Genomic DNA, 23,609 nt, shown 5'->3' on the forward strand with positions numbered 1-23,609 from the left:
TTACTGATCACGGCGGCGTTGCGGTCCTCTGATCGTAGGTCCTCGCCGAGCGTGTCGGAGGTGCCGGTGGACGCCGAAGGTGGAGGTTCTGTGACCAAAAGGGAACCGAAGTGGGACGAGCCCTCCGCCACGGACGACAAGCCCGCTCACGAGACTGCAGTGAACCGCTCGGTCGGCGAAGACCGTTGCCGACCCGGGTCCTGTGGCACGATGCGGGGCACAGACACCGGACGATGCTGGAGGCAGTGATGAAGAAGTTCATTTTCCTGGCCGGACTCGCGATCGGCTTCGTGGTCGGATCCCGCGCGGGCCGTGGCCCCTATGAGTCGCTCGAGCGCACTGCGCGCCAGGTGGCCGACGATCCTGAGGTGCAGCGCCGGGCCACGCAGGCGAAGGACACCGCGACCAAGGTCGCCCATGACACCGCCGGCGCGGTCAAGGAGAAGGCACCCGAGGTCGCCTCGAACGTCCAGGGCGCGGTGGCCGGCGCGGCCGGCAGCGCCAAGGAGCGGATCGGCAGCGCTCGTGAAGATCACAGGAGCGGCGACGAGAGCTCCACCAGCACCCATGCCGGCGGCGACGCCGAGGTGGGCGAGGACAAGCCGCTCAGCTCCTGAGCAGTTCGACCGCCTAGCAGCGCAGTTCCCGAACGCGCCGGTGTCACCCCAGGACGGTGACGCCGGCGCGTTCCTGCTCCTGCATGAAGCAGGGCCCGCACAGCGACATATAGGTCACCTCCGCACCGTCGATCGCGACCTGCTCCCCTTCGAAGACGAAGCGGCCGTCGACCATGCGGCAGTTGAACTCGGCCTGCGAACCGCAGCGGCACATCGTGGGCAGCTTCTCGATGTTGTCGGCGAGCTCGAAGAGCCGGCTCGCACCGGGGAACATCGCGGTGCGGAAGTCCGCGCGCAGCCCGTAGCAGATCACCGAGATGCCGTCCTGCTTGGCGATCTTGAACAGGTCGTCGATCTGCGAGGGCTCGAGGAACTGCGCCTCGTCCACCAGCACGCAGTGCAGCGGGCGCAGCCCGCGCTCGTCGGCCGTCGCATTGACCCTCGCGCGCACATCATCACCGGCGGCGGCGAGCACATCGACCAGGCGCCTGGCGCCGCCGCGGGCCACCACCCAGTCCTCGCCCTTGGTGTCCAGCGCGGGCTTCACGGTGAGCGTGGCCAGCCCGCGCTCGTCGTAGTTGTAGGCGGTCTTGATCAGGGTGTCGGACTTCCCGGAGTTCATCGCTCCGTACTTGAAATGCAGCTTGGCCATGCGGGTGCTCCGGAGTTCGATGTCGGGATCAGAAGGCGTCCATGACGCTCGGCCGCGGACCGGCCAGCAGAGCATCCAGGAAGGTCTCGGCGGCCGGGTCGGCCGCTGCGGTGAGGTCAAGGCGACGGGCATCGGCGAGGGAACGCCCGCCCATCAGCAGCAGGGACGCGGCATGGATGTCGAGCCGGACGGTGCCGAGGAGGCCCGCAGACCCTCCTCCCTCCGGCTCTGCTGCGATCGTGCCGCTGTGTGCGGAGACCAGGAAGGACCCCGCCGCGCGGCAGTCGCCCTCGGGGACTGTGCTGTCCTCGACCACCAGGCGGATGCTGCCTGCCAGCTGCTCCGGTGCGCGGCGGGCGCGCAGGGCCGCGGCCGTGTCGATCACCCGCGTCATCACCAGCGGCGCCGGTTCCGGGCTGGGACGGGCCCCGGCGCCGGGGAGCGCATCGAGCACCGGGTCCTCGGTGCGCACCCGCAGCCGGACCAGCTCCGTGACCGTGGACCACGACCCCAGGGAACGCAGCAGCGCGAGCCGATCGGAGCGGGTGCGGCCCAGCAGCTCATGCACGTCGAGGCCCACGCCGTGCGGGTCCTCGCGCCGCCGGGTCCAGGACAGGTAGCCATGATCGGTGCCGGACTCGTCCTGGAGCAGCAGCGCGGACCAGCCCGCACCGGGCAGGCCGTCGGCGAACAGCGGCGGCTCCCGGCGGAGCATCCCGTTGTCGTCCGCGCTGAGGCGGTGGTAGAGGTCCCGCAGTCGGGGCATCGAGTCCGCGGTGACCGGCACCAGGCGCCGGTGCGGCACGGCCGGGATCCGCTGCAGGTCCACCAGCGGCACGATCAGCGACTGCCCCCGCGCGACCACCTGGTAGCCGTACCGGCGGTAGAGCGCGGGATGGGAGGGGTAGAGCATCGAGACCGCCATGCCCTCGGCAGCGCAGCGGGCGATCACCGCGGTGAGCAGAGTCCCGAACAGCCCGTCGCCGCGGTGCGCGGGGTGGACGACGAGCCCGGCCACGCCGCCGCAGCGCACCAGGCCACCGCCCAGGGCGATCTGGTCGTGACGGATCCGGGCACCGGCGGCGATGACCCCATCAAGACCTCCCGGGAGCGCGGAGGCGTCGATGCCGATCGCCGTCTCACCGGGGGAGAAGTCCTGGGGAGCGGCCGCTGAGGAGGGGTCGTAGGACCCCCCGAACGCACCGGAGCTCATCGTCTTGTAGGTGACGAAGTCCTGGGCGGTGAGATCTCGGACAGGCATGCTGAAGAGTCTAGGCGCGCCCCCTGTTGCATACTGACGAGGCCCGCTCAGCCCCGAGGAGATGCCGTGAGTCCACGCCGTGACCGTCCGTCGACGGACGCTTCGTCGGGCACTGCCCGAAAGCCCTACACCCGGCCCAGCACCGCCCAGCGCACCGCCCGCGAGAAGCTGTCCAAGCGGCTGTCGGCCGGCGATCCCCGCAGCGACCAGGATCCGCAGCGCCGGATCCCGGTGGGTCTGTCCACCTCCTCGGTCTTCCCCGCCGGGGTCGAGGAGGCGTTCCGGCTCGCGCACGAGATCGGGTACGACGGGATGGAGGTGATGGTCTCCTACCCCAAGGACAGCCAGGACCCGAAGCTCCTGCGCGAGTACTCCGAGCGGTTCGAGCTGCCGATCCTCTCCCTCCATGCGCCCACCCTGTTCCTCCTGCAGGGCCTGTGGGGTCGGGACGCCTGGGTCAAGATCGAGCGCACGATCGAGATCGCGAAGGAGCTCGAGGTGCCCACGATCGTGGCGCACCCGCCCTTCCGCTGGCAGGGCAGGTACGCGCGAGGATTCGTCGAGGGCGTCGCCGCGCTCGAGGAGGAGCACGGGATCGCGATCGCGGTGGAGAACATGTACCCCTGGCGGCTCGGGGTGCGGGAGCTGCTGAACTATCTGCCCGACCATGACCCCACCGACGAGGACTACGCCCACGTCACCGTCGACCTCTCGCATGCCGCGACTGCCGGCGATGACGCGCTGGAGATGATCGAGCGGCTCGGGGACCGGCTCACCCATCTGCATCTCGCCGACGGCTCCGGGAACTCGACGAAGGATGAGCACCTGCCCCCGGGCGAGGGGAACCAGCCCTGCGCCGAGGTGCTGCGACGCTTGGCCAACCGCGGCTGGGAGGGGTCGGTGCTGCTCGAGGTCACCACCAGCAGCAAGCCCGAGATCCGCGAGCGCACCCTGCGACAGAGCCTCGCCTTCGCACGTCACCACCTGGGGCACCTGCTCGAGGACGGGGACGAGGGCGACGTGGGATCGGCCACCCCTTGAGCGTCTCCCCAGGCATGGGTGGAAGAATGACGCGATCCGGCCACGACACACACAGACTGACGAGGTAGCGCACGCTGATGGGGAACGGGAACACAGGGATCGTCCACAGGAACACCAGCCTGCTCGCGATCGAGATGAGCCTTCCGCAGGTCACAGTCACCTCGGATGAGATCGACGAGATGCTCACGCCGGCACGCAAGCGCCTGCGTCTGCCCAAGGGCGTGCTGCAGCGGGTCGCCGGGGTCTATGAGCGCCGCTGGTGGCGCGACACCCAGAACGGCTGGAAGCAGGGCGTGGTGCTCGCCGCCGAGCGCGCCATGGCCAAGGCCGGCATCATGCGCGACCAGGTGGGGCTGCTGATCAACGCCTCCGTCTCCCGCCAGCACCTCGAGCCCGCGGTCTCCACCGGGATCCACCACTCGCTGGGCATGCCTCCCGGCTGCATGAACTTCGACATCACCAACGCCTGCCTGGGCTTCGTCAACGCGATGACGATGGCCTCGGCCATGATCGATTCCGGGCAGATCAAGTACGCCCTGGTCGTGGGCGCGGAGGACGTCGAGGAGGTGCAGCGCGGGACCGTGGAGCGACTGAACTCGAAGACCTCCACCCGCGCGGACTTCAACAACCAGTTCGCCTCGCTGACCCTGGGATCGGGCGCCGCCGCCGCTGTCCTCGGACCGTCCGACGAACACCCGGAGGGCCACCGCCTGAAGCACACCCAGGCCCGCGCCGGGACCGAGCATCACGAGCTGTGCGTGGCGGACATGCACGACATGCGCACGGACTCCGCCGGCCTGCTCGAGAACGGCATCCAGCTCATCCTGGACACCTGGAAGGGCGCCAATGAGGCGGGGCACGATTTCAAGAACCTCGATCTCGTGATCCCCCATCAGGTCTCCACGGTGTACATCCGGAACTTCTCGAAGATCACCGGAGTGGGAATGGACCGCATCCCGATGACTCTCGGGGATTGGGGCAACGTCGCCGCCGAAGCGGTGCCGATGACTCTCGCGCACGTCCAGAACGACATCCAGCGCGGGCAGCGGGTGCTGCTGATGGGGGTCGGCTCAGGTCTGAACACGGCGATGATGGAGGTCGAGTGGTGAACACCGCCCGCAGCACGGGGCGCCGACGCGCGTCCACTGAGGAGATTCCGGCGATGCCCGGGGTCGATCCCCGGCTCAGCCGCACCCTCCAGGTGCGCGACCACTCGGGCGAGCAGCGTCGCTGGCACCTGCTGGACTCCGGCCCGCTGCTGGCCGAGCGCGGGATCACGCCGCGCGGCACGCTGCTGGCCGTCCATGGCAACCCCACCTACTCCTTCCTGTTCCGTTCGCTGGTGCGCGCGGACATCCCCTGGCGCCTGATCGCGGTCGACCAGCTGGAGATGGGATGGTCCGAGCGGACCGGCCTGAAGCGTCGCTATCAGGACCGCATCACGGACCTGTCCCTGCTCACCGACGCGCTGTCGCTGCGCGGCCCGGTGGTGACCGTCGGCCATGACTGGGGCGGCCTGATCTCCGCCGGGTGGGCGCTGGACAACCGCCACGACGTGATCGGGATGATCCTCACCAACACCGGTGTCCACCAGAAGCTCGAGGAGGCGCTCCCCAAGGCGCTGCAGCTCGCGACCGCGCCGTGGTTCCGCACCCCGTCGACCTCGGTGACCGACACCTTCCTGCGCACCACCCTGGCGCTGTCCAAGCCGGCGCTGCCGCGCGAGGTGCAGGACGCCTACCTCGCCCCGTATCGCGGCCGCACGCGCCGTCTCGGGATCGACCAGTTCGTCGCCGACATCCCGGCCGCCGAACACCACCCCTCCCGGCCCACCCTCGAGCGGGTCGCCGCCGGGATCCAGGAGCTGAAGGTCCCCACCCTGTTCGCCTGGGGGCCGAAGGACATCACCTTCAACGACCGCTTCCTGCGCGACCTCATCCAGCGGGTCCCGCACGCTGATGTGCACCGCTTCGAGAAGGCCTCCCACCTGGTGTGGGAGGACGCAGACGTCGCCGGACTGGTCGCGGAGTGGCTCGAGACCACCTTCGGCACCGCCGAGGAGCCCCGCACCGAGGCACCCGCCTGGCGCGCCGTCTCCTCCTACGCCGAGGCCGCCCCCGAGCGGCACATCGGCGCACCCATCGCCGAGCTCGCCGGCGACCCCCGCCACGCCCACCGCCCCGCCGTGGTGGAGCTGGGCGGCGAGGACGGCGAGACCCGGGAGATCTCCTGGTCCCTGCTGAACCGCAGGGTCGACGACATCGCCGCCGGCCTGCTCGGCCACGGGGTGCGCCCCGGGGACCGGGTGAGCCTGCTGATCACCCCCGGCGCAGATCTGACCGGCGTGCTCTACGCCTGCTTCCGCATCGGCGCCGTCGCCGTGGTGGCCGACGCCGGGCTGGGCATGGCGGGCCTGACCCGTGCGGTCATCGGCTCCCACCCCGACTGGTTCATCGGCATCAAGAAGGCGCTCGTCGGCGCCCGCGCCCTGGGTTGGCCCGGCCGCCGGCTCTCGGTCGAGCAGCTGCCGACCGTGGACCGGGTGGCTCTCGGCGTGGAGACCTCGATCGCCGAGCTCGCCCGTTCCGGCTCGCTGCAGCGCGAGCTCGGCGCTCCGCTGGATGCCGCCTGGCCCGCACCCGACGCGGATGCCGCGATCCTGTTCACCTCCGGATCCACCGGCCCCGCCAAGGGCGCGGTGCTCACCCACCGCCAGCTCGGCGCGATGTTCACCGCCGTGGGGGACACCCTGCAGCTCGCCCCCGAGCGCGGCCTGGTCGCGGGCTTCGCGACCTTCGCGCTGCTGGGCCCCGCGCTCGGCGCCCCGACGGTGGTGCCGGACATGGACATCACCCGACCCGGTGAGCTGACCGCTCCGGCGCTGGCCGCGGCGATCGACGCCCTCGGCGAGCCGGCCGTGTTCACGGCTCCGGCCGCGCTGCGGAACATCATCGACACCGCCGACCAGCTCGATGCGGACGGCCGCGCCGCGATGGCCCGCGCCGCGAGCTTCTTCTCCGCCGGCGCTCCGATCCCCGCGCAGCTGCTGCGCGAGCTGCGCACCCTGATGCCGAACGCGCGCGCGCTGACGCCCTACGGCATGACGGAATGCCTCGCGGTGGCCGCGATCGACCTCGAGGGCATCGAAGCGGCAGGCGAGGGCGCCGGCGTCTGCGTCGGCCGCCCCGTGCCCCGGGTCGAGATCGCGATCGCCGTGATGGACGAGCTGGGTCGCACCACCGGAGAGATCACCTCGGACGCCGGGAAGACCGGAGAGATCCTGGTCTGCGGCCCGCACGTGAGGGACCGTTACCTGATGCTCTGGCGCACCACCCACACCTCGATGCGCTTCGAGGGCTGGCACGCCACGGGCGATGTGGGCCATCTCGACGCCGATGGACGGCTGTGGGTCGAGGGCCGTGCGGATCATGTGCTGGCCACAGCAGAGGGCATGTTCACCCCGGTCCAGGTCGAGGACGCCGCCGAATCGGTGCCGACCGTGCGCCGCGCCGGCGCCGCCGTCGTGGGCCCCCGCGGCACCCAGCAGGTGGTCGTGATCCTCGAGACCGAGGACGGCTACCGTCCCGGCAGGGCAGGCCGGCCCCACCCGGCGGAACCGTCCCTGCAGGAGGCGGTGCGGCGCGCGGTGCGCGAGCGCTCCGGCGCCGAGGTGGTCGCGGTGTTCACCACCCGTTCGCTGCCCACGGATATCCGCCACAACTCGAAGATCGACCGTGCGGCCCTGTCCCGCTGGTCCGAGCAGACCCTGCGCGGCGAGAAGGCAGACGCCCTGTGAGTGCGCCGACGGTCCTGGTCACCGGTGCCTCCGGGATGCTGGGCGGAGCGGTTGCGACCGCTCTGCGGGATCGCGGGGCCACCGTGCGCGCCTTCCAGCGCCGCCCTGCCGGGATCGACGGCGTCGAGGACGTGCGCGGCTCGCTCACCGAGGCGGAGGACGTGCGCCGTGCGGTGAAGGGCGCCGACGCGGTGATCCACCTCGCCGCGAAGGTCTCCATCTCCGGCCCGGAGAACGAGTACCGCGCGATCAACATCGAGGGCACCCGCAACGTGCTGGACGCGCTGCGCGCGAACGGCGGCGGCGCCCTGGTGAACATCTCCTCGCCGTCGGTCGCGCATCTCGGCCGCGCGATCGTGGGCCTCGATGCGACCCCCGCGGATCCCGCGCAGGCCCGCGGCCCCTATGCCCGCACCAAAGCGGCCGCCGAGCTGTTGGCGATGGAGGCCGACGGCACCGATGGGCTGCTGGTCACCTCGATCCGCCCCCACGTGGTGTGGGGCCCGGGCGACACCCAGCTGGTGGGCAGGATCGTGGATCGTGCCCGCAGCGGCCGCCTGCCGCTGCTGGACCAGGGCATGGCACTGATCGACACCACCTATGTCACCAACGCCGCGGAGGCGATCGTCGCCGCGCATGATCGCATTCAGGACGTGCACGGAGAGAGCTTCGTGGTCTCCAACGGCGAGCCCCGCACGGTGCGCGACGTGTTCGGCGGCTGGTGCGAGGCCGCCGGAGTCCCGGCACCGACCCTCAAGGTCCCCGGCTCCGCGGCCCGCTTCGCCGGCCGGGTGATCGAGCGGATCTGGGAGAAACGGCCCGGACATGACGAGCCACCGATGACCGAGTTCCTCGCCGAGCAGATGTCCACCGCACACTGGTTCGACCAGCGCCGCACCCGGGAGCGCCTGCAGTGGACGCCGCGGGTGAGCATGGACGAAGGCAACGAGCACCTCGCCGCCTGGTTCCGCGAGCACCCGGTCGCCTGAGAACCCGTTGATCGCCTGAGATTCCCCGATCTGAAGACCTGATCCCTCGCACGGAAGAGCACGGTCCTGCCATGAACGATGAGCCCGCCCTGGACCCCGCAGACCCCGCAGACCCCGCTGCTGACGGCGCCGACGACGCGGCGATGCTCGCCGAGATCGACGCCGAGCTGGCCGCGGAACGCTCCGCGAAGAGCCGCGCCGGGCAGCGGCTCGTCGGCCTGGTGCTCCTGATCGGCGGGCTCGTCGGCTGGATCGCCTCCCTCGAGCTGCAGGTCGGCAAGGAGTTCCTGCTCGCCAACCCCGGCGGCAGCCTCTCCTGCGATGTGAACCCCTTCATCTCCTGCGGCAACGTGATGATGACCTGGCAGTCCTCAGCGCTGGGGATCCCCAACATGGCGATCGGGCTGGGCGGCTTCGCGATCATGGGCGCCCTCGGCGCACTGATGGCCTCCGGAACAGCGCTGCCCACCTGGTTCCGCTGGGCTCGCCTGGGCGGGATGAGCTTCGCCTTCGGGTACGTGCACTTCCTGGCGATCTCCGCGATCTTCCTGATCAAGGCGCTGTGCCCCTGGTGCATGGTGATCTGGACCGTCACGGCCCCGATGTTCTTCGCGACCCTCGCCCGCACCATCGAGAGCGGCGACCTGCGGCTGCCTGCACCACTCGGCAACCTGCTGCGCCACTGGGTGGTGCTGACCCTGCTGTGGTACCTGCTGGTGATCGTCGTGATCGCGATCGTCTTCTGGAACCAGTGGCTGGTGATGCTCGGCCTCTACTGAGGCTGGGCCACTGAGGCTGAGCTACTGAGGCTGGGCGCGGGGGACCGTTCCTCCACAGGGGCTCCCCATCCCCAGAACCGGCCCGTGCCTGGCTGGACGTTGCCTGCCCGCCTAGGTTCGCGGGCATGGGAGCACACGCCGGATCCGACGGACCGACGCAGCGCCGCGCCGGGACGCATCGCCGCACCGGCCAGGCGCTGATCGAGCGCCGGGACCACACTGCCGAGACGCCGCGCCGCCGAACTTCGCTGCCCGCACCGTCCCCCTCGGCCCTGGTGGGGATCGCGGTGCTCGTGCTGATCGGGGTCGGGGTGATCCACCTCTCCGGCTCCGGCTCCGCGGTGCCGCTCGAGACGCAGCCGACGGTGCAGGTGCAGTCGGAGTCTGGCGGTAGCAGTGGCAGCAGTGGCAGCGATGGCGGCAGTGGCAGCGATGGCGCGCCCTCGGATTCCGCGGCGCCGCCTGCTGCGGAGGATGCATCCCCCTCGGACGGCGCGTCCTCGAGCGACGGGCAGGAGCTCGTGGTCCATGTCTCCGGGGCCGTGGCTGCGCCCGGGGTGGTGCATCTGCCCGCAGGGGCCAGGGTCGACGACGCGCTGGAGGCCGCGGGCGGACCCACCGACGATGCGGATCTGTCTGCCGTGAACCTCGCCCGTCCGGTAGGCGATGGCGAACAGATCCATCTGCCGGTGCCGGGGGAGGAGCCGAGGGCGGCGGATCCTCCGGCAGCAGGTTCCGGAGCGTCCGCGGCAGCGGAGGCGCCCGCTGCGGGCGCCTCCGGCGTGATCAACCTGAACACCGCGAGCGCCGCGGAGCTCGAGGAGCTGCCCGGAGTGGGGCCCGCGATCGCCCAGCGGATCATCGAGCATCGGGAGAAGAACGGGCCCTTCCGCAGCGTCGATGACCTGCTCGAGGTGTCCGGGATCGGCCCGTCCACCCTGGAGAAGATCCGCGCCCAGGCCACCACATGAGCCGTGCCGACCTGCGACTGCTCCCCGCAGCTACCTGCATCTGGGCCCTCGCCGTGCTCGGCGTGACCGTCGGCACCGCCGCCGCCGTCGCCGGTGGCGCCGTGCTGGTGGCCCTGGCGCTGACCGTGATCACGGTGACCGGCGGCACCCGCACCGCGAGCGGGATCTTCGCCCACCTGGGAATCGTGGGGCTGGCCGGGGTGCTCCTGTTCCCGGCCCTCCAGCGCCATGGCAGCACCGACGAGCTGCTCGAGGACGCCGCCGCCCGAGGACTGATCGTGGAGCTGGCCGTGGTGGCCGCCGCGGACCCCGCCGCCCCCGCCAGCGGCCCGGAATGGTCCCGAGACGGACTGCAGATGCGAGCACGGACCATCCGCGGCCCCGCGCGCATCGGACGCGAGGATGCTGCCCTGCCCGCCTCGCTGCCGCTGCTGGTACGCGCCTCAGGTGATGCGGAGAGGGGCCTGGCCCAGGTGCGGGACGGTGACACCGTGCAGCTGCGCGGCACCGTCACGATCAGTGGCTCCCTGGTGATCCTGCGCGCTACCGAGGCGAGTGCGGTGCCCACGGCCGGGATGGCCGGCCGGGCACAGGCCGCCCGGCACTCCCTGCGACAGCTGGCGCGAGCGGCCACCGCGCATCTCCCCGCGGATGAGGCCGCGCTGGTGCGCGGCATGACCACCGGCGACACCCGCGGCATGAGCGAACGCACCGAGGAGATCATGCGCCGTGCAGGGATCTCTCACCTGGTCGCGGTCTCGGGCGCGAACATCGCCCTGGTGCTCGCCGCAGTGCTGGTGCCGCTGCTGCTGGCCGGGGTGCGCCGCCGGCCCCGGCTGCTGGGCGCCGGGATCGTGGTGGCCGGCTATGTGTGGCTGGTGGGCGATGAGCCCAGCGTCCAGCGGGCCGCGACGATGGCCGTCCCGCTGCTGGCCGCCCGCTTCGCCGGGGTGCGCGCCTCCCCGGTGGCGGCGCTCGCTCTCACCGTGGCCCTGTGGTCGGTGCTGGATCCCGTCACCGCAGCCTCCATCGGATTCCTGCTCTCGGCCCTCGCGACCGCTGCGATCCTGGTGGCAGCCCCGCCGCTGGCCGCAGCACTCTCGGAGCTCACCGGGGGCAGGCTGGGCCGTACCGCCGCGCTCGTGCTCGCGGTCCCGCTGGTCGCGCAGCTCGCCTGCACCCCGATCCTGATCCTGCTCGCCCCGGAGATCTCGATCTGGGCGGTGCCGGTGAATATGATCGTCGGCCCGCTGGTGGGCCCGGCGACGGTGATGGGACTGCTCGCCCTCGTGCTCGGCATCCTCTGGCCGCCGGCAGCCGTGGTGCTGTACACCGCGGCCGCCGGCGGGGCGCACCTCGTGCTCCTGATCGCCCGCGCCGCCGATGCGCTGCCCGGCTCGCGCATCGCCGTGCCCGAGGGCGCCACCGGGGTGCTGCTCACGATCGCCGTGATGCTGGTGGCCGCGATCGCGCTGGCCGCCCGGCGCCTCCCCCTGGTGCGCTGGACGATGGCGGCGCTGCTGGTCGTCGTCCTCGCTCCAGGGGTCGGTCGCCTGCTGCCGCTCAGCACCGCCCCGGGCTGGACCCTCGCGATGTGCGCAGTGGGCCAGGGGGATGCGCTCCTGCTGCGTCCCGGTGACGCCGCCGGTGACGGTGACGGACCCACAGTGCTCATCGACACCGGCCCGGACCCCGCCGCGCTGGGCCAATGCCTGGACCGGCTGCGGGTGCAACGGATCGACCTCCTGGTGCTCACCCACCCCCACAGCGACCACACCGGCGGCCGGGAGGCGCTCACCGGGCAGCGAGCACCCGCCCTGCAGTGGGTGTGCCCGCTGCCGCAAGCACGCCGCGACGTGGTCCCCGGCGCCCCCGTGGTCGCGGCATCCACGGGGGAGACCTGGCAGCGGCCCGGCCTGTCCCTGCGGGTGCTGTGGCCCGGCTCCGCCGAGGACGCGCTGCGGGCGACCGCCGCCGAGCAGGGGTCAGGGGAGGGGGACGCGGCCAACGACTGCTCGCTCGCTCTCGAGGTGGTCTGGACGGACGGCACCCGCCTGGTCGCGCTCGGCGATCTGGAACCCGCAGCGCAGGCGGAGCTCGCCGCGCTCGCCCCCGGGCCGGCGGAGATCGTGAAGGTGGCGCATCATGGATCCCGCTTCCAGCACGCTCCGCTCTACCAGCAGCTGGACCCCGGCCTCGCCCTGGTGCCGGTGGGACGGGAGAACAGCTTCGGGCACCCCACCGAGGAGCTCTTGACACTGATGGACGAGATCGGCGCGCAGGTGCTGCGCACGGATGTCCACGGCACCGTGGTGCTGCCGGTCGATCAGCAGTCGCCGCCGCGCAGCGTCGGCCCGGCCCGCTAAGATCGACCAGTCCCTCCCCAGCAGTCAGGAGCCCCCGTGAGCGATGTCGAGTGGCACAGCGTCGCCCTCGCACCGATCGTGCTGATCCATGGCACCGAGACCCTGATCGCCGATCGTGCCGTCCAGCGGCTGCGCGGCCTGGCCCGCGAGGCGGATCCCTCGGTCGCAGTCCATGACCTCTCCGGTGACGCGCTCGGTCCGGGTGCCCTCACCCAGGTGGCGAGCCCGTCGCTGTTCGGCGAGCCTCGCTTCATCGTCGTCCCCGAGCTGCAGGCCGCGCCGGATGTTCTGGTCGTCGAGCTGCTCGACTACGTGAAGACCCCTGAGCAGGACGTCACCCTCGTGCTCGTCCACCGCGGCGGCAACCGCGGCAAGAAGCTGCTGGACACCCTCAAGAAGGCCGGGGTGCCGCGAGTCGATGCCAGCCCCGTCAAACGGGCGGGGGACAAGCAGGCCTTCGTCGCCGCGGAGTTCGCCCGCGCCCAGCGCCGCATCCAGCCCGAGGCACTGGTCGCCCTCGTGGACGCCTTCGGCACCGATCTCGCCGAACTCGCCGCCATCAGCCATCAGCTCATCGAGGACACCACCGCCGACCCCGGCGAGCAGGCCACCCAGGTGACCCTCGCGGAGGTGCACGCACTGACTGCGGGCCGGGTGGAGTCCACCGCCTTCGCCGTCGCAGACGCCGCGATTGCCGGCCGCGAACAGGAGGCGCTCCAGCTGCTCCAGCAGGCCCAGCTGGCCGGCGCCGATCCGGTGCCGATCGTCGCCGCGATCGCCTCCAAGATGCGCTCCCTGGCCAAGGTCAGCGCTCCCGGTGCCAGCGCCCGCAGCCTGGGGATGCCGGACTGGATGCTGCGCAACCTCTCCCGCGAGGCGAGGAACTGGAACGACCGCTCCCTGGCGCGGGCCCTGGAGGCCATCGCCCGCGCAGACCATGAGGTCAAGGGGGCAGGACGTGACCCGCGCTGGTCCGTGCAGCGGATGGTGATGGGCATCTGCCGCGCCCGTCGCGCTGGCTGACCCGTCGCGCCGGCTGATCCGTCGCGCTGGCTGACCAGCCTCGGCACGACGACGCCCGGCAGATCCCCGGTACGACGACGAGGCCCCGCACACCATCGTGGTGTGCGGGGCCTCGTCACAAACGAGAGCGGGTGAGGCTCAGGCTCTCACCGCGGCGACCAGCTTCGCGAGACCGGACTTGCGGTTCGCGGCCTGGTTCTGGTGGATGACGCCCTTGGAGACGGCCTTGTCGAGCTTGCGAGAGGCGGTCTTGAGCGCCTCGCCAGCAACCTCGGCGTCGCCGGTGGAGACGGCGGCCTTCACCTTGCGGGTGTAGGTGCGGAGCTCGGACTTGACGGCGCGATTGCGAAGGCGCGCCTTCTCGTTCGTCTTGTTCCGCTTGATCTGGGACTTGATGTTTGCCACGAAGACTCTTCTCTTGTGCTGCTGCGGTGGATCTTCCGCGACGGCCGAGGATCGGAGCCGACAGGGACGGCGGTGGGGATTCGCCTGAAGACGTCGGTACCGGGTCGCTGCCACGGGTACTCGCCCGGTTCGCACGAATCGTCGCCCCTGACACGTCGGGACTATCATGCGCACACCGAACGGTATGTCACACATACGAGGCAAGAGATTACCAGAGCAGCGGCTCCCGGGCGCACCCGGTGTGCGGCGTGTCTCTCGGAAATCCCACCGCTTCAGCGCCAGCCGTGCACCGACCGGACCGTGGCGGAGACCCGATCGTAGCGCGCGCGATCCAGCCGCCCGCCCTCCCGGCGCACCGCCCCGGGTGCCAGGCGCAGCAGCCTGTCCGCCCGCACCTCGGAGGGGCGCCCCTCCCGGTCCCACTCGCCGGTGCCGATGTCCACCCAGGTCGAGCCGTGCTGATCGGTGGTGACCTCGCCGTCGCCGGCGCGGTCGCGGGAGGTGAGCATGAGCGCCACCAGCACCTCGCCGGACCCGTCGGACCCTCCCGCATCGGCCGCTTCCTCGGCGATGACCAGCACGGGACGGTCCTTGCCCTGGGAGAGATCCTCCTCGTAGGGCACCCATGCCCACACGACCTCGCCGGGATCCGGGTGGTCGTCCTGGCGCGGGGCGTAGTCGAGGGCCAGGGGGGTGGAACCGCGGCGGTCGGCGAGCGCGAGGGCGCCCTCCCCACCGGCGTGACCACCGGCACCGGCCCCGGCAGAGGTGGGCCGCCGTGTCGTCGCGGACGGAGTCGCCGCGGAAGGCGTGGACTTGGAGGGTGTCGCGGGCTCGGCCCGACGCTGCTCCCTGACCGCCCGGACCGCGGACCGGCCCAGCGCGCGGGCTCCTCGGCGGAGTGCGGGATCGCGCGCCGCGGAGCGGAGGAAGGAGGTCAGTCGGGAGACCAGGGACATCAGGCTCTCGCTTCCTGGGCGGAGTGCGCCGCAGAGAGGGTGGGACGGTGTGAGAATGGTAGGCATGTCTGCCACCCCGCTGTTCCACAGTGCGCGGACCGGTTCCGGCGGCGATGAGATGTTCGCCCCCGACGGGACGGTGCACCCCACCTACCAGGCGCTGCATGATGCCCTGTCCGGGCTCGGCACAGAGGAGTTCCGCAGCCGGTCCGACTCCCTGGCCCGCAGCTACCTCGACCAGGGGATCACCTTCGACTATGCGGGGGAGGAGCGACCCTTCCCGATCGACGCGATCCCGCGAGTGGTCGCGGCCGAGGAGTGGACCCGGGTCTCGGCCGGGGTCGGCCAGCGGGTGCGCGCCCTCGAGCGGTTCCTCGATGACCTCTACAACGACCAGGCCGCGATCACCGACGGGGTGATCCCCGCGGAGCTGGTCACCTCGTCCACCTATGTGGTCGAGGCGATGCGTGGCTACACACCGCCCAACGGCGTGCGGATCCACATCTCCGGGATCGACCTGGTGCGGGACGGAGCCGGCGACTTCCGGGTGCTCGAGGACAACGTGCGCACCCCCAGCGGCGTCAGCTACGTGCTCTCGAATCGGCGCGCGATGGCGCAGGGCTTCCCGGAGCTGTTCGCGCACCGGCCGGTGCGGCGGGTGGGCGAGTACCCGGGCCGGCTGCTCTCGGCGCTGCAGGCCGCCGCGCCGAACACCGCGGGGGAGGAGACCACCGTCGTGGTCCTGACCCCTGGCCGCTACAACAGCGCCTACTTCGAGCACTCCCTGCTGGCCCGCACCATGGGCGTGGATCTGGTCGAGGCGTCGGACCTGGTCGAACGGGGTGAGCGCATCTACATGCGCACCACCGCCGGACTGCGCCGCGTGGACGTGATCTACAAGCGCACCGACGACGACTTCCTGGACCCCGAGGTGTTCCGGCCCGACTCTGCGCTCGGAGTGCCGGGCCTGGTGCGCGCGATCCTCGCCGGCAACGTGGTGGTCGCCAACGCCATCGGCAACGGGATCGGCGACGACAAGCTCACCTACACCTATGTTCCCGACCTGATCCGCTACTACCTCTCCGAGGAGCCGATCCTGCCCAACGTCGACACCTGGCGGCTGGAGGAGCCCGACTCCCTGGCCGAGGTGCTCGACCGGCTCGACGAGCTGGTGGTCAAGCCGGTCGACGGCTCCGGAGGCAAGGGCATCGTGATCGGTCCCGCCGCCTCCCGCGAGGAGCTCGATGCGCTGCGGGAGCGGCTGCTCGCGGATCCGCGCGGCTGGATCGCCCAGCCCGTGGTCCAGCTCTCCACCATCCCCACCCTCGTCGAGGAGGGACCCGAGCCGCGTCACGTGGACCTGCGTCCCTTCGCTCTGAACAGCGGCGATGACGTCTGGGTGCTGCCCGGAGGGCTCACCCGGGTGGCCCTGCCGCGCGGTGAGATGATCGTGAACTCCTCCCGCGGCGGCGGGTCGAAGGACACCTGGGTGCTCGCCCCCGAGCGGACGACCGAAGGGTCTGCGCATCAGTCCCAGGCGCAGTCGCAGGCGCAGTCCCAGGAGTTCGAGGTGGAAGGGATCGAAGATCCGACGGATGACAGCTACGACGAGTTCGAGGACCCGCGTGAAGAGCAGATCGAGGAACGGGCACCCGAGCCCGACCCGGTGACCTCCGCGATCCCGATCATCGACGTCGAGGAGGCACCCCATGATGCTGAGTAGGATCGCCGACGCGATGTTCTGGATCGGCAGGTATGTCGAACGTGCGGACCAGACGGCCCGGATACTCGATGTGAAGCTGCAGTCGATCACCGAGGACACCCCGGAGGACTTCGCCGAGGCCTGCCGCGACGTCTACCAGATCTTCGGGCTCGAGCAGACCGACGAGTCCGACCACAGCGTGCAGCGGGTGCTGGACCGCCTGCTCACCGATCGAGGGAATCCGTCCTCGGTGGCCGGCGCGCTGCTGGCCGCCCGGGAGAACGCCCGGGGCGTGCGCGAGGTGCTCTCGACCGAGGTGTGGGAGTCGCTGAACACCACCACCCTGGGCCTGCCGCGCGGGGTGCGTCCCTCACGCATGCACGGCGCCTTCCAGTTCGCCAAGGACCGCTGTGCGGTGGTGAACGGACTGGTGGACTCCTCGATGACCCGTGACGAGGCATGGCTGTTCCTGCGGATCGGGCAGCTGCTCGAGCGGGTAGACATGCTGGCCCGCAACCTGCAGGATCACGACCTCGAGGATTCCTCGCCTGCCGCGACGGTGATGTTACTGCGCTCCTGCAGCGCGCACGAAGCCTATATCCGCTCCTACCGCGGGCGGGTCCGCGCCGCACGGGCGATCGAATTCCTGCTGCTGGACTCGATCTTCCCGCGCTCTGCGGTGCACTGCCTCGGGGAGATCGAGGAGGCGCTCGAGACCCTCGCGAAGCTGCACGGCAACAGCTTCGACCGGCTCGGCACCGCCGAGCCCGGCAGGCGGATCGTCGGCCGGGCGCTGGCGAGCCTGCGCTTCCGCTCCCTGGATGACATCGTCGAGAACTTCGACGAGGAGATGGAGCAGCTGCAGATGGTCACCGGCGCCGTCACGCGGGCGCTCGGCGCGACCTACTTCCATCCCGCGCACTGAGGCGGCGGGCAGCACGTCCCCTGTGACCTCTGTCCGGGAGCACCGCGGGATCAGGGACGGGAGCGTTCCCCATGAGACGATGGGCCGATGCCCGGCGCGAGAGCGTCCGGCCCGTTATCGACGAGAGGACGTAAGCCGGTGACCCCGAAGATCGCGGCCGACGAGGCGCGGGACATCCTTCCCGCCTCGACCCCCCAGGAGCGGCTCCGCAACTTCTGCATCATCGCGCACATCGACCACGGCAAGTCCACGCTGGCCGACCGCATGCTGCAGATCACCGGGATCGTCAACTCCCGTGACATGCGCGCCCAGTACCTCGACCGGATGGACATCGAGCGCGAGCGCGGCATCACCGTGAAGAGCCAGGCTGTGCGCATGCCGTGGCAGGTCGACGGCGTGAACTACGCACTGAACATGATCGACACCCCCGGGCATGTGGACTTCACCTACGAGGTCTCCCGCTCGCTGGCAGCGTGTGAAGGCGCGATCCTGCTGGTCGACGCCGCGCAGGGCATCGAGGCGCAGACGCTCGCGAACCTCTACTTGGCGATGGAGAACGACCTCACCATCATCCCGGTGCTGAACAAGATCGACCTGCCCGGAGCGGACCCCGAGAAGTACGCCGCCGAGATCGGGCAGCTCGTCGGGGTGGAGCCCGATGACGTGCTGCGCGTCTCCGGCAAGACCGGGGTCGGCGTCGAGGACCTCCTGGACCACGTGGTCCGGACCCTCCCGGCCCCGCTGGGCGACCCCGAGGCCCCCTGCCGCGCGATGATCTTCGACTCCGTCTACGACACCTACCGCGGCGTGATCACCTACATACGCATGATCGACGGATCGCTGAAGTCCCGCGACCGCATCGACATGATGTCCACCGGAGCACACCACGAGCTGCTCGAGATCGGCGTGAGCTCCCCGGAGCCCCACCCCACTCAGGGCATCGGTCCCGGCGAGGTCGGCTACCTGATCACGGGCGTGAAGGACGTGCGCCAGTCGAAGGTCGGCGATACCATCACCACCTCGATCCGTGGTGCGACGGAGGCCCTCGAGGGCTACGCTGATCCCAAGCCGATGGTGTACTCGGGCTTGTTCCCGATCGACGGCTCCGACTACCCGGTGCTGCGCGACGCACTGGACAAGCTCAAGCTCAACGACGCCGCCCTGAACTACGAGCCGGAGACCTCCACGGCCCTCGGCTTCGGATTCCGGGTCGGCTTCCTGGGCCTGCTGCACCTGGAGATCATTCGCGAGCGCCTCGAGCGCGAGTTCAACCTCGAGCTGATCTCGACTGCCCCGAGCGTCGTCTACCACGTGGTCATGGAGGACGGCACCGAGATCGAGGTGCTCAACCCGTCGGACTTCCCGAGCGGCAAGGTCCGCGAGATCAGCGAGCCGATGACCAACGCCACGATCCTGGTCCCCAGCGAGTTCATCGGCGCCGTCATGGAGCTGTGCCAGTCGAAGCGCGGGAATCTCGGCGGCATGGACTATCTCAGCGAGGACCGTGTCGAGCTGCGCTATACGCTGCCGCTCGCGGAGATCATCTTCGACTTCTTCGATCAGCTGAAGTCCAAGACCCGCGGCTATGCCTCCCTTGACTACGACATCTCCGGCTCCCAGGTCGCAGATCTCGTCAAGGTCGACATCCTGCTGCAGGGTGAGCCGGTGGATGCGTTCAGTGCCATCGTGCACCGGGACAAGTCCTACAACTACGGCGTCGAGATGGCCGGGAAGCTGCAGAAGCTCATCCCGCGCCAGCAGTTCGAGGTGCCGATCCAGGCCGCCATCGGCGCCCGCATCATCGCCCGCGAGAACATCCGCGCGATGCGCAAGGACGTGCTGTCCAAGTGCTACGGCGGCGACATCTCCCGTAAGCGCAAGCTGCTGGAGAAGCAGAAGGAGGGCAAGAAGCGTATGAAGAACATCGGATCCGTCGAGGTCCCGCAGGAGGCCTTCATCGCCGCGCTCTCCTCCGACGAGGGCGATATGCCCAAGGACAGCAAGAAGAAGTGACCATGGAGACCGGACGCATCGCGGCGGTCTGCACCGTCGCCCAGCTGTTCCCGGTCGCGGCGAGCGGCCTGATGAGCGGCATCGACAAACGGCCGGTCGACGGGCCGGTGCGGCTGCTCACTCACGGGGTGCTCGGCGACGTCCAGGGCGATCGCGAGCACCACGGCGGGATCTTCAAGGCGGTCTACGCCTTCTCGCGGGAGACGCGTGCGGCCCACGCCGCCGAGCGCGAGCTCGACCTGCCCGACGGGTCTTTCGGGGAGAACCTCGTGACCACCGGGCAGGACACCGACGAGACGGTGATCGGAGAGCGCTGGAGAGTCGGCACCGCCGAGCTCGAGGCCACCTGCCCCCGCAACCCCTGCGGCACCTTCTCCGCCTGGATCGGGGACCGCCGCTGGGGCCGCCACTTCACCGCTGCAGGCCGCTGCGGTGCCTACTTCCGGGTGCTGGTGGAGGGCGAGACCTCCGCCGGTGACGGGATCGAGGTGCTCCATCGTCCTGAGCACGGGGTCACCATCGGCGACGCCTTCCGCGGCCTCGACCCCGCACGGGCCTGTGCGCTGCTGGACTGGGCCCGGGAGACCGACACCGTGCTGTACGACTCGCTCGTGGACAGCGCCCAGAACGCGCTGCGGCGCGCCGATCAGGACACCGAGTTCCCCGACCGCCTGCGCTCCACCGGGCGAGGACTGGGATTGGGGATGGGCCTGTGAACCCGCTGTCCGTCTACATCCACGTCCCCTTCTGCGCCGTGCGCTGCGGGTACTGCGACTTCAACACCTACACCGCGACCGAGCTCGGCGGGGGCGGCTCCCAGGCCGAATACGCGCAGAACTCCATGCGTGAGATGGATCTGACCCTCGCCGCGGACCGCGAGGCCGGCTACGACTACGAGCAGGTCTCGACCGTCTTCTTCGGCGGCGGCACCCCGACCCTGCTGCCCGCTGATGACCTCGTCGCGATGCTCGACCATCTGCGCACGCTGATCCCGTTGGCCGAGGGCGCCGAGATCACCACCGAGGCGAACCCGGACTCCGTCACCCGGGCCTCGCTCTCGCGCCTCGCCGACGGGGGCATCACCCGCGTCTCGATCGGTATGCAGTCCGCGGTGCCCTCGGTGCTGGCCACGCTGGATCGCACCCACGACCCCGAGAAGGTCCCGCAGGCAGTGGCCTGGGCCCGCGAGGCCGGGTTGGATGTCAGCCTCGACCTCATCTACGGCACCCCGGGGGAGACCCTCGCCGACGTCGAGACGTCCGTGAAGGCAGCGCTGGCCTGCGGTGTCGACCATATGTCGGCGTACTCGCTGATCATCGAGGGCAACACCGCGATGGCACGGCAGCTGCGCCGCGGTGAGCTCGAAGCCCCCGATCCCGACGACATGGCCGACAAGTACGAGCTGGTCGATGACCTCGCACGCGCCGATGGGCTCTCCTGGTACGAGGTCTCCAATTGGGCCCGCACTGAGCAGCAGCGCTCCCGCCACAACCTCGCCTACTGGCGCGGCACCGACTGGTGGGGGATCGGCCCCGGCGCGCACCGCCACCGAGACGGGCTGCGCTCCTGGAACGTGAAGCACCCCAGCCGCTACGCCCGGATGCTCGCCGCGGGCGAGATGCCGGTGGCGGACTCCGAGCTGGTCGCCGCCGAGGACCGGCTGGTCGAGAGGATCATGCTCGAGCTGCGGATCGCCGACGGGCTCGCCGTCGAGGTGGTCCCCGCAGAGCGTCGGGAGATGCTCGCCGTGCACCGTGATCGTGGCCATCTCGACGCCGATGCCCTTGCCGCCGGACGAGCGGTCCTGACCCGGCAGGGGCGGCTGCTGGCCGATGCCGTCATCCGGGACCTGGTGCCCTGAGACGCTTTCGGGGCAGACTGCGGGAATGACTCCGTCAGCGAAGCCCACCACGGTCGACGAGTACATCGCGGCGTTCGACGGCCCGGCTCGCGCCCGCCTGCACGAGCTGCGGGCGCTGGCTCAGGAGGCCGTGCCCGAGGCGAGCGAGGCCCTCAAGTGGGGCTCTCCCGCGTACCTGCATCCACGGGGCACGATCCTGTTCGTCTGCAGCGCCCACCGTCATCACGCGAACTTCACGGTCACCCCCAGCACTCGGGAGGCCTTCGCGGCGGAGCTCACCGCGTACGAGACCGGCAAGGGGAGCGTCAAGCTGCCCTATACGACGCCGGTGCCCACGGACCTGCTGCGACGGATGATCGCCCACCGCGTCCGCGAGTTCGAGCACGACGGCGTGAACTGGATGTGAGGGCAGCGGAAGAGCCCCCGGGATCGTGGGATCCCGAGGGCTCTCGTGCTCATGGTGCAGTGGACGCCGGGCCGGTCACTTCACCAGGCGGAGGTTGAACGGGTAGGCCCAGTACTCGCCCTGGTTGGCCTTGACCGCGCCGACGATCGAGAACACCAGCTGAAGAAGTGCGGGGAGCCCGACCAGCGGGTACAGGATCGAGCCGACGCCGAGAGTGAAGATGGTCAGGATCGTGATCACGATGGTGAGGGCAACCTGAGCGATGAGCACGGCGATCGCGCCGTTGAGCGCTTCGGTGGCGTGGAAGCGCACGAAGCGATCGCGGTCCTTGTACATCAGGAAGATGATCAGCGGGCCGACCCAGCCGAGGAAGCCCCAGCTGATCACGTGCCCGAGGACCACGGCGAGCTGCGAGAACATCCCCCACATGCGGGAGTCGGAGCGATTCAGCGGCTGACCGCTCAGGGGCCCCTCGTAGACACCCTTGGTGCCGGGAGCCGGCTGGTCCGTCTGCTCCCCGCCCGGCGCCCCACCCGGTGCGCCACCCTGCGCGCGATATGCGCTGTGGCCGGCAGGGGCGGGAGCCGGCGCCGCGAGATGGGGGGCCTGCGCCGCGGGCTCACCGGCGCTCGGCGGCGACGGGACGCGAGAGGCGTCGGAACCGTAGGCGAAGGGGTCGTGCGGATGCAGCGAGGGATCCGAGGCGGGGGCGGCCTGCTCGGCGGGGGTGCCGGGCTCGATGCCGAACGGATCATGCGGATGCGGAGTCTGGCTCATGGTTCCTTCTTCGGGACGGGCCGGCTCTCACGCCGGCGACGGGCTGATGCAGCCAGCCTATAGAGCATCGCCTGCGGCGTCCGCGTGGCGTGCCGCCGTATCGACCGGGGGTTAACCCCCAGTCAGGAGTGGTCCACGGTCACGAAGTCGATGAGCTCCTCGATGCGGCCCGAGAGCGTCGGCTCGACGTCGGCGTAGGAGCGGACGGTCGACAGGATCCGCTTCCAGCCGAGTCCGATATCGGACTTGTCCGCATGGGGCCAGCCGAGCGCGGCGAGGGAGCCGACCTTGATGTCGGTGCCCTTGGGGATGTGCGGCCATGCCGTGAGCCCCACCCGGGCGGGTTTGACCGCCTGCCAGACATCGACGTACGGGTGTCCGACCACCGTGACATTGCCTCGGGCGCCAGGCAGCGCCATGACCTCGGCGGCGATGCGGGACTCCTTCGAACCCTTCACAAGATGATCCACGAGGATCCCGAGCCGGCGCCCGGGAGAAGGTCCGAACTCACGCACGCGCTCGGCGAGGTTGTCCGCGCCCTCGAGCTGTTCGACGACGATGCCCTCGATGCGCAGGTCGTGGCCCCACACCTTCTGCACCAGCTCCGCATCATGGGTGCCCTCGACCCAGATCCGGGAGGCGCGGGCGGTGCGTGCCTTCGCCCCTTCGACGAAGACGGACCCGGAGGCGGAGCGCCGGCGCACGGGTGCGGAGGCAGTCGCGACGGCGCGGGTGAGCACCACGGGCTGTCCATCGATCATGAAGCCGGGACCCAGCGGGAACGTCCGGCGGACGCCGCGGCCGTCCTCCAGCTCGACCACGAGCTCTCCGGCGATCTTCTCCACGCGGGTCACCGCGCCGGTGAACCCCGTGGAGGCCTCCTCGGCGACCAGGCCCCGCTGAGCGGGGACCTCGCGGGCCACGGGACGGCGACGATGATGGGCGGGCGGACCGGAGGACAGCACGTCGCGGCCGTACCGGTCGGGGAAGTCAGCAGGCACGCGCGACACCGTACACCCGTGGCGAACGCCTCCCCGCGCAGCGCGCCGGGGCGCGTAGGATTGGC

The 23,609-nt window shown here is 70.7% G+C and carries 21 protein-coding genes; 15 read left to right on the forward strand and 6 right to left on the reverse strand.

Annotated features, from left to right (window positions below; translation table 11 throughout):
- The first annotated feature begins 248 nt into the window (after positions 1-248).
- A complete protein-coding gene (locus tag ACT3T9_RS03860) occupies positions 249-617 on the forward strand; it encodes a hypothetical protein (RefSeq protein WP_444605999.1) in 369 nt (122 codons plus the stop codon).
- A gap of 43 nt (positions 618-660) precedes the next feature.
- On the opposite strand, the gene ACT3T9_RS03865 is transcribed toward ACT3T9_RS03860, so the two are convergent.
- Complete coding sequence (locus ACT3T9_RS03865; protein ID WP_299303956.1) at positions 661-1,269, reverse strand: thymidine kinase; 609 nt, start codon at positions 1,267-1,269, stop codon at positions 661-663.
- A gap of 28 nt (positions 1,270-1,297) precedes the next feature.
- Entirely contained in the window at positions 1,298-2,530 is a 1,233-nt protein-coding gene (locus tag ACT3T9_RS03870) for a GNAT family N-acetyltransferase (RefSeq protein WP_444606000.1), read from the reverse strand.
- A gap of 66 nt (positions 2,531-2,596) precedes the next feature.
- Here ACT3T9_RS03870 and ACT3T9_RS03875 point away from each other — a divergent pair, with 66 nt between their 5' ends.
- The 8 genes from ACT3T9_RS03875 to holA all read left to right on the forward strand — a co-directional run bounded on the left by ACT3T9_RS03875 (position 2,597) and on the right by holA (position 13,495).
- Positions 2,597-3,571, forward strand: a complete 975-nt coding sequence (locus ACT3T9_RS03875; RefSeq protein WP_444501904.1) for a sugar phosphate isomerase/epimerase family protein — start codon at positions 2,597-2,599, stop codon at positions 3,569-3,571.
- Positions 3,572-3,648: 77 nt separating this feature from the next.
- A complete protein-coding gene (locus ACT3T9_RS03880; protein WP_444501903.1) occupies positions 3,649-4,680 on the forward strand; it encodes a 3-oxoacyl-ACP synthase III in 1,032 nt (343 codons plus the stop codon).
- 53 nt (positions 4,681-4,733) lie between these two features.
- Positions 4,734-7,367: an alpha/beta fold hydrolase gene (locus ACT3T9_RS03885; RefSeq protein WP_444606069.1), complete on the forward strand. Its 2,634-nt coding sequence runs from the start codon at positions 4,734-4,736 to the stop codon at positions 7,365-7,367.
- A complete protein-coding gene (locus ACT3T9_RS03890) occupies positions 7,364-8,356 on the forward strand; it encodes an NAD-dependent epimerase/dehydratase family protein (RefSeq protein WP_441442905.1) in 993 nt (330 codons plus the stop codon). Before ACT3T9_RS03885 ends, ACT3T9_RS03890 begins: the two co-directional genes overlap by 4 nt.
- A 71-nt stretch (positions 8,357-8,427) precedes the next feature.
- The gene (locus tag ACT3T9_RS03895) at positions 8,428-9,135 is read left to right on the forward strand and encodes a vitamin K epoxide reductase family protein (protein ID WP_441442906.1); all 708 of its coding nucleotides are present in this window, start codon (positions 8,428-8,430) and stop codon (positions 9,133-9,135) included.
- Positions 9,136-9,260: 125 nt separating this feature from the next.
- Complete coding sequence (locus ACT3T9_RS03900; protein ID WP_444606001.1) at positions 9,261-10,106, forward strand: helix-hairpin-helix domain-containing protein; 846 nt, start codon at positions 9,261-9,263, stop codon at positions 10,104-10,106.
- The gene (locus ACT3T9_RS03905) at positions 10,103-12,472 is read left to right on the forward strand and encodes a ComEC/Rec2 family competence protein (RefSeq protein WP_444606002.1); all 2,370 of its coding nucleotides are present in this window, start codon (positions 10,103-10,105) and stop codon (positions 12,470-12,472) included. Before ACT3T9_RS03900 ends, ACT3T9_RS03905 begins: the two co-directional genes overlap by 4 nt.
- Positions 12,473-12,508: 36 nt before the next feature.
- Positions 12,509-13,495 (forward strand): DNA polymerase III subunit delta, encoded by a 987-nt coding sequence (holA, locus tag ACT3T9_RS03910; protein WP_441442909.1) that lies wholly within the window; start codon positions 12,509-12,511, stop codon positions 13,493-13,495.
- 138 nt (positions 13,496-13,633) lie between these two features.
- Here holA and rpsT read toward each other — a convergent pair whose 3' ends face one another.
- Together rpsT and ACT3T9_RS03920 are read right to left on the reverse strand one after the other, a co-directional pair.
- The gene (gene rpsT, locus ACT3T9_RS03915) at positions 13,634-13,900 is read right to left on the reverse strand and encodes a 30S ribosomal protein S20 (protein ID WP_444606003.1); all 267 of its coding nucleotides are present in this window, start codon (positions 13,898-13,900) and stop codon (positions 13,634-13,636) included.
- 272 nt (positions 13,901-14,172) lie between these two features.
- Entirely contained in the window at positions 14,173-14,859 is a 687-nt protein-coding gene (locus tag ACT3T9_RS03920) for a type II toxin-antitoxin system PemK/MazF family toxin (RefSeq protein ID WP_441442910.1), read from the reverse strand.
- A gap of 64 nt (positions 14,860-14,923) precedes the next feature.
- On the opposite strand from ACT3T9_RS03920, the gene ACT3T9_RS03925 reads away from it, so the two are divergent.
- The 6 genes from ACT3T9_RS03925 (at position 14,924) to ACT3T9_RS03950 (ending at position 21,766) form a co-directional block, all read left to right on the forward strand.
- Positions 14,924-16,582: a circularly permuted type 2 ATP-grasp protein gene (locus ACT3T9_RS03925; protein WP_441442911.1), complete on the forward strand. Its 1,659-nt coding sequence runs from the start codon at positions 14,924-14,926 to the stop codon at positions 16,580-16,582.
- Positions 16,569-17,486, forward strand: coding sequence for an alpha-E domain-containing protein (locus ACT3T9_RS03930; RefSeq protein ID WP_442332754.1), 918 nt, complete (start codon positions 16,569-16,571; stop codon positions 17,484-17,486). The genes ACT3T9_RS03925 and ACT3T9_RS03930 overlap by 14 nt, the downstream gene beginning before the upstream one ends.
- An 87-nt stretch (positions 17,487-17,573) precedes the next feature.
- The gene (lepA, locus tag ACT3T9_RS03935) at positions 17,574-19,499 is read left to right on the forward strand and encodes a translation elongation factor 4 (protein ID WP_442332755.1); all 1,926 of its coding nucleotides are present in this window, start codon (positions 17,574-17,576) and stop codon (positions 19,497-19,499) included.
- 2 nt (positions 19,500-19,501) lie between these two features.
- Positions 19,502-20,215 (forward strand): MOSC domain-containing protein, encoded by a 714-nt coding sequence (locus ACT3T9_RS03940; protein WP_444606004.1) that lies wholly within the window; start codon positions 19,502-19,504, stop codon positions 20,213-20,215.
- A complete protein-coding gene (gene hemW / locus ACT3T9_RS03945) occupies positions 20,212-21,360 on the forward strand; it encodes a radical SAM family heme chaperone HemW (protein ID WP_441442915.1) in 1,149 nt (382 codons plus the stop codon). Before ACT3T9_RS03940 ends, hemW begins: the two co-directional genes overlap by 4 nt.
- A gap of 25 nt (positions 21,361-21,385) precedes the next feature.
- Positions 21,386-21,766, forward strand: a complete 381-nt coding sequence (locus tag ACT3T9_RS03950) for an iron chaperone (RefSeq protein WP_441442916.1) — start codon at positions 21,386-21,388, stop codon at positions 21,764-21,766.
- A 75-nt stretch (positions 21,767-21,841) separates the two neighbouring features.
- Here ACT3T9_RS03950 and ACT3T9_RS03955 read toward each other — a convergent pair whose 3' ends face one another.
- Together ACT3T9_RS03955 and ACT3T9_RS03960 are read right to left on the reverse strand one after the other, a co-directional pair.
- The gene (locus tag ACT3T9_RS03955; protein WP_444606005.1) at positions 21,842-22,543 is read right to left on the reverse strand and encodes a DUF4870 domain-containing protein; all 702 of its coding nucleotides are present in this window, start codon (positions 22,541-22,543) and stop codon (positions 21,842-21,844) included.
- Between the two features lie 122 nt (positions 22,544-22,665).
- Entirely contained in the window at positions 22,666-23,544 is an 879-nt protein-coding gene (locus ACT3T9_RS03960; RefSeq protein WP_441442918.1) for a DUF3097 domain-containing protein, read from the reverse strand.
- Positions 23,545-23,609 lie beyond the last annotated feature (65 nt).

Source organism: Brachybacterium sp. AOP29-B2-41 (assembly GCF_052378395.1).
Classification (GTDB): Bacteria; Actinomycetota; Actinomycetes; order Actinomycetales; family Dermabacteraceae; genus Brachybacterium.